The sequence below is a fragment of the Myxococcus sp. CA040A genome (assembly GCF_013336725.1).
Taxonomy (GTDB): Bacteria; Myxococcota; Myxococcia; order Myxococcales; family Myxococcaceae; genus Myxococcus; species Myxococcus llanfairpwllgwyngyllgogerychwyrndrobwllllantysiliogogogochensis.
On sequence record NZ_JABUMR010000005.1, the window covers coordinates 1 to 11,421 of the forward strand.

An 11,421-nucleotide genomic window follows, 5' to 3' on the forward strand; every position below is an offset into this window, starting at 1 on the left:
TCCTCGGCCGCGCCGACTTCCAGGTGAAGCTGCGCGGCTTCCGCATCGAACTGGGCGAAGTCGAAGCCGTCCTCTCACGCCACACCTCCGTCCTCCAGGCCGTCGCGGGCGTCCACCTCGACGCCTCGGGTGACGGTCGTCTCGTCGCCTGGCTCGTCCCTCAGCCCGGCCTCGCGCTCGACTCCTCCGCGCTCCGAGACTTCGCCCAACGGCACCTGCCCGAGCACATGGTGCCGGCCCTCTTCGTCGCCCTGCCCGCGCTGCCGCTCACGCCCAATGGCAAGGTCGACCGCAAGGCCCTCCCCGCGCCGCAGAGCCGGGGTCCACAGCCCGCCGTCGCCGACGACTCCGAGCCGCGGACACCTCAGGAGAAGGTCCTCGCCGCCATCTGGTCCGACGCCCTGCGCGTGCCGCGCGTCACGCGCCATGACAACTTCTTCGCGCTGGGTGGCGACTCCATCCTTTCCATCCAGATTGTCTCCCGCGCACGCAACGCGGGCGTCCAGCTCACGACCCAGCAGCTCTTCCAACACCCGACGCTGGAAGCCCTGGCCCGAGTGGTACAGCTCCAGGGCGGCGCCTGGGCCGAGCAGTCGGACGCCGCGCTGCTCGAGCTCACCCTGCGCGCATCGACGGACTCGAAGGGTCCTGAGTCCACGGACGTCGTCCTGAGCCGGTTGAAGCAGGCCATCGCCGACCGTCTCGTCACAGCGGGCACGCCGGTGGAGGACCTCTATCCGTTGTCGCCCTTGCAGCAGGGCATGCTCTTCCACACCCTCGCGGCGCCGGGCTCCGGCGTCTACGTCACCCAGTTGACGTGGACCTTCGGTGACGCCCTGGACCTGGGTGCGTTCCGGCGCACCTGGGAGGCTGTCATCCAGCGACAGCCCCTGCTGCGCACGTCCTTCCTCACGGGCGGCTCACAGGAGCCCCTTCAGCTCGTCCACCCCGGTGCTGCCCTGCCCTGGGAGGAACTCGACTGGCGCGGAGTGGAGGAAGCAGAGCAGCAGTCCCGCTTCCAGGCCCTCCTCTCCGAGGACCGCGCTCGCGGGTTCGACCTGCGCACGCCACCGCTGCTGCGACTGACGGTCATCCGCACCGATGAGCACGCCTGGCGCGCTCTCGGGACCCTGCATCACATGCTGATGGATGGCTGGAGCATGGGCCTCCTCTTCCAGGACCTCTTCACCACCTACGAGCAGGTTCGCGCGGGACTGGTGTGGATCCGGCGTGAAGCGACGACCTTCCGCGACTACATCAACTGGCTCGAACGCCAGCCGATGGAGCCCGCGGAGCGCTACTGGCGAAAGACGCTGCGTGGCTTCACCGCGCCCACGCCCCTGCCGGGTGCGCTTCCCCGAAGCCCGGACTCGGTGCTCCAGCGTCAGCGCCTCCAGCTCCACCTGCCCGCGCAGACCTCCACCGACCTCCAGGCCTTCGTCCGCCAGCACCACCTCACCCTCAATGCACTGGTCCAGGCCGCGTGGACGCTGGTGCTCTCACGTCACACCGGTGAGAAGGACATCCTCTTCGGAGCCACCACCTCGGGTCGCTCCGCCGACGTCTCCGGCATCGACCGCGCCATCGGGCTCTTCATCAACACCGTGCCCGTCCGCGTCTTCGTCGACGACGACACCACCACGCTCTCCTGGCTCCAGCAGCTCCACACCCAGCAACTGGAACTGCGCCAGTTCGAGCACACGTCCCTCGTGCGGCTGCACGGGTGGAGCGACGTGCCGCGTGGCACGCCCCTCTTCGAGTCCCTCTTCATCGTCGAGAACTTCCCCGTCGATGCCGCGGTGAATTCCGCCGGAGAAGCGCTGGGCATCCGCGACTTCACCATCCTCGACCAGACGGACACGCCGCTGGAGGCGTACGTCATTCCCGGGGACTCGCTGGAGCTGCGTCTCTTGTTCGACGCCGCGCGCTTCGCGCCATCCATCCCCGAGCGCCTCCTGCACCACTGGGGCGTGGCGCTCCAGGCGCTGATGGCTGCTCCGGAGGCACGCGTCGCCTCCATCTCCCTGCTGACGGGAGAGGAACTCGAGCAGGTCCTTCTCTCCTTCAACAGCAAGGCCCTCCCCGCGCCGGCCCAGAGTGGTTCTGTCCTTCGCTACACCGCGCCGCGCTCACGGACGGAGGAGCAGCTCGCGCGGTTGTTCGAGCAGGTGCTGGACGTGGCGCACGTCGGGGCCGAGGACAGCTTCTTCGCGCTCGGCGGCCACTCCCTGCTCGCCACGCAGATCGTCTCACGCATCCACTCCGTGCTGGGGGTGGAGCTCCCGCTGCGCGTCCTCTTCGAGTCGCCCACCGTCGCGCAGCTCGCACGCCGGCTCGAGTCCTCGACTCATGCGGTGGAGCGCCACTCCCCGCTTCTTCAGCCTGTCTCTCGCTCGGGCGAGCTGCCCCTGTCCTTCGCCCAGCAACGCCTGTGGTTCCTCGACAAGCTGGAGCCGGACAGCCCGTTCTACAACATGCCCGTGGGCCTCCGGCTGGAAGGGACACTCGACGTCCCCGCGCTGGAGCACGCCTTCACCGAGTTGGTGCGCCGCCACGAGGTGCTCCGCACCACCTTCCGCGAGGGTCCGGTTCAAGTCATCCATCCAGCGGCCCCTGTTCCGCTGCTTCGCGTGGACCTCTCCGCGCTCCCCGTCGATGAAGGTGAAGCGGAAGCCCGGCGCCTCGCTCGCGAAGAGGCGCGGCGTCCCTTCGACCTCACTCGCGGGCCGCTGCTGCGCGCCACGCTGCTGCGTCTTTCCGAGTCGCGGCACGTCCTGCTGCTGACCCTGCATCACATCGTCTCGGACGGCTGGTCCGTCGACGTGCTGGTTCGCGAGTCCGCCGCGCTCTATGCCGCCTTCCGCGCGGGACACGACTCTCCGCTGCCCGAGCTGTCCATCCAGTACGCGGACTACGCTGCGTGGCAACGCGGCTGGCTCCAGGGCGAGGCGCTCGACGCGCAGTTGTCCTGGTGGCGCGAGCACCTCCAGGGTGCGCCCCGCTTCCTCGAACTCCCCACGGACTTCCCCCGGCCCGCCATCCAGGGCTTCCAGGGTGCCACCCTCACCCGCACGCTGCCTCGCGCGCTGGCAACGGCGCTCCAGGCACTCTCCCGCCGTGAGGGCACCACCCTCTTCATGGCGCTGCTGGCCGGCTTCGACCTCGTCCTTTCGCGGTACTCGGGGCAGGCGGACCTCGTCGTCGGCACGGACATCGCCAACCGCAACCGCGTGGAGACGGAGGGCCTCATCGGCTTCTTCGTGAACCAGCTCGCCCTGCGCGCGCGAACCACGCCGGGGATGACCTTCCGCGAGCTGCTCGCCCAGGTGCGCGACGTCACGCTGGGCGCCCACTCGCACCAGGACCTGCCGTTCGAGGAACTGGTCAAGGCCCTCAACCCCGAGCGCAGCCTCGGCCATACGCCCCTGTTCCAGGTGAAGCTGGTGCTGCAGAACCAGCCAGCCGCGGCGCTGGAGGTGCCCGGCCTCACGCTGCGCCCAGAGTTCTCGGAGTCCGGTACCTCGCGCCTGGACCTCACCCTCGCCATCGTCGAGACGGAGGCCGGGCTGGAGTGCACCTGCGAGTACCGCACGGACCTCTTCGAGGCCGCCACCATCGATGGGCTCGTGCGTCACCTCGGCGTGGTGCTGGAGGCCGCGGCGGCGAACCCCGGCACGCCCATCTCCGACCTGCCCCTCATGGCCCAGGCGGAGCAGCGCCAGCTCCTGGTCGATTGGAACGCATCCGCGCGCGACTTCCCGCGTGACGTCGGCGCGCACCAGCTCTTCCAGGCGCAGGCCACGCGCACCCCGGACGCCATCGCCGTGCGCTTCGAGAGCCAGCAGCTCTCCTACGCGCAGCTCGACGCTCGCGCCAATCAGCTCGCGCACCACCTGCGGGGCCTCGGCGTCCGCGAGGATGTGCCCGTCGCCCTCTGCGTGGAGCGCTCGCTCGACACCGCCGTCGCCATCCTCGGCATCCTCAAGGCGGGCGGAGCCTACGTCCCGCTCGACCCCAGCTATCCCGTCGAGCGCCTCACGTTCATGCTGCGCGACTGCGCGGCGCCCGTCCTCGTCACGACCGAGGCCATCGCCGATGAACTCCCGGCGGGGAGCGAGCAGCTCGTCCTGCTCGACGCCGAGGCGGGCCTCATCGCCGCACAGCCCACCCGCGCGCCCGAGCCGGCCACCACCGCCGACAACCTCGCGTACATCATCTACACCTCCGGCAGCACCGGCAGGCCCAAGGGCACGCTCCTGCAGCACCGGGGCCTGTGCAACACGGCCCTCCAGACAGGCCGTGCCATGGGGCTCGGCACTGGAAGCCGCGTCCTCCAGTTCTTCTCCGCTGGCTTCGATGCATCGGTCTGGGAGTTCTTCGGCGCGTTGCTCTCGGGTGCCACCCTCGTGCTGGCGCCGCGTGAGCGACTCCTGCCCGGAGCACCCCTGCGTGCGCTGGCCCGGGATGAATCCATCACCGCGGTGACGCTCACCCCCTCGGTCCTCGCGCAACTGTCGCCCGAGGACTTCCCCTCGTTGGAGACGCTCGTCTCCGCGGGCGAGGCGTGCACGCCGGAACTGGTGCGTCGCTGGGCCCCGCACGTGCGCTTCCTCAACGCGTACGGCCCCACCGAGACCACCGTCTGCGCCTCCATCACCGAGCCGCTGACGGCCGGACAGGTCCTCACCATCGGTCGCCCCTGGGCCAACCTCCAGGTGTACGTACTGGACGCTTCGCTGCGTCCACAGCCCGTCGGCGTGCCCGGCGAGCTTTGCGTGGGCGGCGTTGGTCTGGCGCGAGGCTACCTGGGACAGCCCGCGCTCACCGCCGAGCGCTTCATCCCGGACGCACTCTCCGGAGTGCCCGGAGCGCGGCTCTACCGCACTGGAGACCGGGCGCGGTGGCGAGCCGATGGAACGCTCGAATACCTGGGCCGCCTCGACTCGCAGGTGAAGCTGCGCGGCTTCCGCATCGAGCTGGGTGAGGTGGAGTCCGTCCTCTCGCGGCTCCCCTCCGTGCGCGAGGCCGTCGCCGTCGTGCGCGAGGATGCTCCCGGCCTCACCCGGCTGGTGGCCTACGTCGTGGCCGAGGAGGACGAGTCGGTCGACCCGGCCTCACTGCGCGCGGCGCTCAAAGAGCGGCTGCCCGAGCACATGGTGCCCTCCGCCATCGCCGTCCTGCCCGCGCTGCCGCTCACGGCCCACGGGAAGGTGGACCGCAACGCCCTGCCTCCGCCCGAAGGCACGGGCGAGACCGAGGTCCGGGAGTACGTCGCGCCCCGCGGTGAGACGGAGTCGCGGCTCGCCACGCTGTGGCAGGAGTTGCTGCACGTCGAGCGCGTCGGCGTGCATGACGACTTCTTCGAGCTGGGTGGCCACTCACTGCTCGCCACCCAGGCCCTCTCGCGCGTGCAGGTCGCCTTCGGAGTCGAGCTGCCCCTGCGCGAGCTCTTCGAGGCCCCCACCGTGGCGCGGCTGGCCCTGAGGCTGGATACGCTGGCCCAGGCCGGCGCGAGCACCCTCAAGGCCCCCGCGCTGACTCCCGCGCCGCGCACGGGAGACCTGCCGTTGTCCTTCGCCCAGCAGCGGCTGTGGTTCATCGACCAGCTCGAACCCGGCAGCTCGCTCTACAACATCCCCACGGCCCTGGAGTTGGAGGGGCCGCTGGAGGGCCCCGCGCTGGAGCGCGCCTTCACCGAGCTGCAACGCCGCCACGAGTCCCTGCGCACCACCTTCGGCGCAGTGGACGGAAAGGCCATCCAGCGCATCCACCCGGCCGCGCCGTTCCCGTTGCCCGTGGTGGGGCTGGAGTCGCTCGCGCCCGAGGAGAGGGACCGCGAGATGCGGCGGTTGACGTCGGAAGAGGCCCTGCGCCCGTTCGACCTCGCACGCGGTCCGTTGCTGCGCGCCACGCTGTTGCGGCGGGCCACGACTTCGCACGTGCTGCTCGTCACCCTGCACCACGGCGTCGCCGACGCGTGGTCCATGAGCGTCCTCGTGCGCGAGCTGGTCGCCCTGTACGCGGCCTTCCGCGAGGGCCTTCCGTCTCCCCTGTCGGAGCTGGCCGTGCAGTACGCGGACTTCGCCGTGTGGCAGCGCGGTTGGTTGCGAGATGCGGCCCTGGAGGAGCAACTCGCGTGGTGGCGTGACGCACTGGCCGGCGCGCCCCCCTTGTTGGAGCTGCCCACCGACAGGCCTCGTGCCGCGCTGGCCTCACGCGAGGCGGCGCTTCACCCTGTCTCCCTCGGAGCCGAGCTGTCCGAGTCCATCAAGGCGCTCTCCCAGCGCCATGGCGCCACGCCCTTCATGACGCTGCTGGCGGCGTTCCAGCTCCTGCTCGCGCGCTACTCCGGGCAGAACGATGTCGTCGTCGGCTCACCCATCGCGGGACGCAACCGCGCCGAGACGGAGGACCTCATTGGCTTCTTCGTCAACACCCTGGTGCTGCGCGCCCGGGTGGCCCCGCGCGTGACGTTCTCCGAGCTGCTGACCCAGGTGAAGCACTCCACCCTCGGCGCGTTCGAGCACCAGGACGTGCCCTTCGAGAAGCTCGTGGAGGAGCTGCAGCCTCAGCGCAGCCTCGGCTTCTCTCCGCTCTTCCAGGTCACCTTCTCGCTGCTCAACGCGCCCACCGGCGACCTGGAGCTTCCCGGCCTGAGCCTGCGCCCGCTCGCTCCGACGGGGCTGCTCGCCAAGTTCGACCTGGACCTCACCCTCTCCGAGTCCCCCACGGGCTTCGAGGGCGCGCTCCAGTTCTCCACCGCGCTCTTCGACACGGACACCGCCGCGCGGATGGCGACGCACTTCCTCACCCTGCTCCGCGCCGCCGTGGCCCAGCCGGAGGTGCCTGTCTCCTCATTGCCGCTCATGGACGCCGCCGAGCGGCAGCGCCTCCTCGTCGAGTGGAACAACACCGGCATCGACTTCCCGCTCGACAGCCCCGTCCATCGACAGGTCTCCGTGTGGGCCGGGCTCATGCCGCACGCCACCGCGGTCATCTCGGATGATGGCACCCTCTCCTTCTCCCAGCTCGAGGCCCGCGCCAGCCGTCTCGCCGCCCGGCTCCTCCAGACAGGTGTCCGTCCGGGCTCCCTCGTCGCCGTCTTCATGGAGCGCTCACTCGAGCTGCCCGTCGCCCTGCTCGCCATCCTCAAGGCGGGCGCCGCGTGGCTCCCATTGGACCCGGCCTATCCCCGTGAGCGACTGGCCTTCATGCTCCAGGACGCCGCGCCCCCGGTGCTCCTCACCCAGCCCCACCTCCAGGCGGCATTGCCCGAGGGCCCCACCGTCATCTCCCTCGACCCGCAATGGGGCGCGCATGGGGATGACGGCGAGAGACGCTTCGACACCGAGGTGGCCGTGGCTCCCTCCAGCCCGGCGTACCTCATCTACACCTCCGGGTCCTCTGGCCAGCCCAAGGCCACGCTCGTCTCGCATCAGGCCCTCGCCAACCACATGGCGTGGTTGCTCTCCGCCTTCCCGCTCCTGCCCGGCGACAGGGTCCTCCTCAAGACGCCGCTCAGCTTCGACGCCTCCGTCTGGGAAATCTGGGCGCCGCTCCTCGCGGGACTCCCCCTGGTCCTCGCGCCCGCCGACGCCCACCGCGACCCGGCCGCGCTCCTGGCCAGCGTCCTGCGACACCGCGTCTCCGTCCTCCAGCTCGTCCCCTCCCTGCTGCGCTTCCTCCTCGACGAGGAAGGGCTCGCGAGCGCGGCTTCCCACCTCCGCTTCCTCTTCTGCGGCGGCGAAGCCCTGCCCTCCGAACTCGCGCGCCGCCTCCACGCCACGCTCCCCAGGGCCCTGCTCGTCAACCTCTACGGCCCCACCGAAGTCACCATCGACTCGACGTTCGCCCTCGCCTCACCGTCGGAGTCTCGCGCGGCCATTCCCATCGGCAGGCCGGTCTCCAACACGCGGGCCTACGTCCTCGACGCGCTCCTCGAGCCCGTCCCCACGGGGGTCCCGGGCGAGCTTTTCCTCGCCGGTGCCCAGCTTTCGCTCGGCTACCTCCACCGCCCGCACCTCACCGCGGAGCGGTTCATCCCAGACCCGTTCAGCATCGAGCCTGGCGCCCGCATCTACCGCACCGGAGACAAGGCGCGCTGGCTCGCGGACGGCACCCTCGAGTACCTCGGCCGCCTCGACTTCCAGGTGAAGCTGCGCGGCCAGCGCATCGAGCTGGGTGAAGTCGAAGCCGCGCTCCTGGCGCACGCCGACGTTCGTGAAGCCGTCGCGCTGGTTCGAGAGGACTCGCCGGGCAACCAGCACCTCGTGGGCTACGTCGTCGCCAGCGAGACGGTGGACGTCGCGGCCCTGCGCACGTTCCTCCTGGCGCGGCTTCCCGAGTACATGGTGCCCGCCGTCCTGGTGCCGCTGGAGGCCCTGCCCCTCACGGCCAACGGCAAGCTCGACCGGAGCGCCCTGCCGGCCCCCGACGCTGTTCTCACCGACACCTACGTCGCGCCTCGCACCAACACCGAGCGCACGCTGGCCGCCCTCATGGCGGAGCTGCTGCGCATCGAGCGCGTCGGCGCCGAGGACTCCTTCTTCGCGCTCGGCGGCCATTCGCTCCTCGCCACCCAGCTCGCCTCGCGCATCCGCGTGGCCTTCCAGGTCGAGCTGCCCCTCCGAGCCCTCTTCGAGGCTCCCACCGTCGCGTCCCTCGCGGCGCGCATCGACGCGAGTTCGCGTGGAGGCATCTCGAAGGCGCCTCTCCTGACACCCATGCCTCGCACCGAGGCCTTGCCGTTGTCCTTCGCACAGCAGCGCCTGTGGTTCATCGACCAGCTCGAGCCGGGGAGTTCCCTCTACAACATCCCCATCGCCCTGCGCCTCGAAGGCACCCTGAACGTCGCCGCCCTCGAGCGCGCGGTCTCCGAGGTCGTCGCACGACATGAAGTGCTGCGCACCACCTTCACGGCCTCCGTCGACGGGCAGCCCCTCCAGCGAGTCCGCGCGGCTGCTCCCGTCACCATTCCGTGCATCGACCTCCGTCACCTCGACCCGACCTCCCGTTCCTTCGAGGAGCGGAGCCTTGCCCTGGAGGAGTCCGCTCGCCCGTTCGACCTGACCTCGGACTCCCTCTTCCGCCTCTGCCTCGCCCAACTGGAGGAGCACGCGCACCTGCTGCTCTTCACCGTCCACCACATCGTCTCGGATGGCTGGTCCACCGGGGTGCTGGTACGCGAGCTGGGCGCGCTCTATGCCGCGCACCTGTCCGGTGTGCCTGCCTCACTGCCTCCGCTGCCCGTGCAATACGCCGACTTCGCGGCCTGGCAGCGCGGCTGGCTGCGCGACGAGGCGCTGCGCACGGAGCTGGACTACTGGAAGAAGCACCTCGAGGGGGCTCCGGCGCTGCTGGAGCTGCCCACCGACAGGCCGCGTCCCGCGGTTCAATCGCGCACGGCCTCGTCCCATCCGCTCTCCCTCGGCGCGCGGCTCTCCGAGGCCGTCAAGGCGCTCTCCCAACGTGAAGGCGCCACACCCTTCATGACGTTGCTGGCGGCCTTCCAACTCCTGCTCTCGCGATACTCCGGGCAGGACGACCTCACCGTCGGCTCGCCCATCGCCGGCCGCAACCACGCGGAGACCGAGCCCCTCATCGGATTCTTCGTCAACACGCTCGTGCTCCGCGCGCGCATCGACTCGCGGGCCTCCTTCCGAGTGCTCCTCGCCCAGGTGCGCGCCTCCACGCTGGAGGCGTACGAGCACCAGGACGTGCCCTTCGAGAAGCTCGTCGAGGAGCTGCAGCCCGAGCGCAGCCTGGGCTTCTCTCCCCTGTTCCAGGTCTTCTTCTCGCTCCTGAACACCCCCATGGGAGACCTGGAGCTGCCCGGCCTGCGCGTCCTTCCCGTCGACTTCGACAACGCCGTCGCGAAGTTCGACCTCGACCTCTCCCTCAGCGAGACGCCGTCGGGCTTCCAGGGCTCGCTCCAGTTCTCCACGGCCCTGTTCGACGCGGCCACCATCTCTCGACTGGCGTCCCATTTCCTCATGCTGCTCCGCGCGGCGGTGGAACAACCGGATGCCCCCGTTGCGACCCTTCCGCTCATGGACGAGGCCGAGCAGCACCGCGTCCTCGTGGAGTGGAACAACACACGCGCGGACTTCCCCGCGCACACCACCGTCCACGCCCTCTTCGAGGACACCGTCGCTCGCTCTCCCGACGCGCTCGCCGTGTCCATGGGCGACGCTCAGCTCACCTTCCGTGAACTGGACGCACGCGCCAATCAGCTCGCCCACGCGCTGCGCGACCTGGGTGTCGGGCGAGGCTCACGGGTGGGCCTGTACTTCCGCCGCTCGCCGGAGATGGTCGTCGCCCTCTGGGCAACCCTCAAGGCCGGTGCCGCCTACCTGCCTCTCGACCCGGCCCTGCCTGACTCTCGCATCGCCTTCCTCCTGGACGACACCCACGTCTCCATCGTCCTCACCGAGTCGGTGCTCGCGGACGCGCTGCCCGCGAGCGCGCTCCATGTCCTCCGCGTCGACGACGACTGGGACGTCACGGCGGGCAAGCAGCCCACGACTGCTCCGGCCCCTCTGGCCACCGCCGAAGACCTCGCCTACCTCATCTACACCTCCGGCAGCACCGGTCTCCCCAAGGGCGTCATGGTGGAGCACCGGGGCGTCGTGAACTACCTCACCTGGGCCCTGCGCGCATACCGCATCGCAGAGGGCTCCGGCTCTCCGGTCCACTCGCCTCTCTCCTTCGACCTGACCGTCACCAGCCTCATCGCTCCGCTCATCGCGGGGAGACCCGTGGTGCTCGTTCCCGAGGAAGCGGGCGTGGAGGGGCTGGGTGAAGCCTTGCGCGAGGGCCGCGACTTCAGCCTCGTGAAGCTGACTCCCACGCATCTGCAACTGCTCGCCTCCCAGCTCACACCGGGAGAGGCGGCCGGTCGCACGCGTGCGTTCGTCATCGGTGGAGAGGCCCTGACCGCCGAGGGCATGGCCTTCTGGCGCAAGCACGCTCCGGACACCCTGCTCATCAACGAGTATGGCCCCACCGAGACGGTGGTCGGTTGCAGCGTCCACACCGTGGCCCCTGGAGACGCGACGAGCGGTTCCATCTCCATCGGCCGTCCCATCGCCAACACCCGCCTGTACGTCCTGGATGCCCACCTGCGCCCCGTTCCGGTGGGCATCGTGGGTGAGCTGTTCATCGGCGGCCCGGGCGTGGCGCGCGGCTACTGGCGGCGTCCCGCGTTGACCGCGGAGCGCTTCATTCCAGACGCCTTCAGCACGCTGCCTGGAGCCCGGATGTACCGGACGGGCGACCGCGTCCGCTGGGGCGCTGACGGACGGCTGGAGTACCTGGGCCGCGCCGACTTCCAGGTGAAGGTGCGTGGCTACCGCATCGAGCTGGGAGAGATTGAATCCGCGCTGCGGACGCATGCCTCCATCGGCGACGCGGTGGTGGTGG

Annotated in this window: 1 protein-coding gene; it reads left to right on the forward strand. The window is 70.3% G+C overall.

Going from position 1 to position 11,421, the window contains the following annotated elements:
- The coding region (locus HUA75_RS22000) for a non-ribosomal peptide synthetase (protein WP_174487503.1) at positions 1-11,421 on the forward strand (11,421 nt) is incomplete at both ends.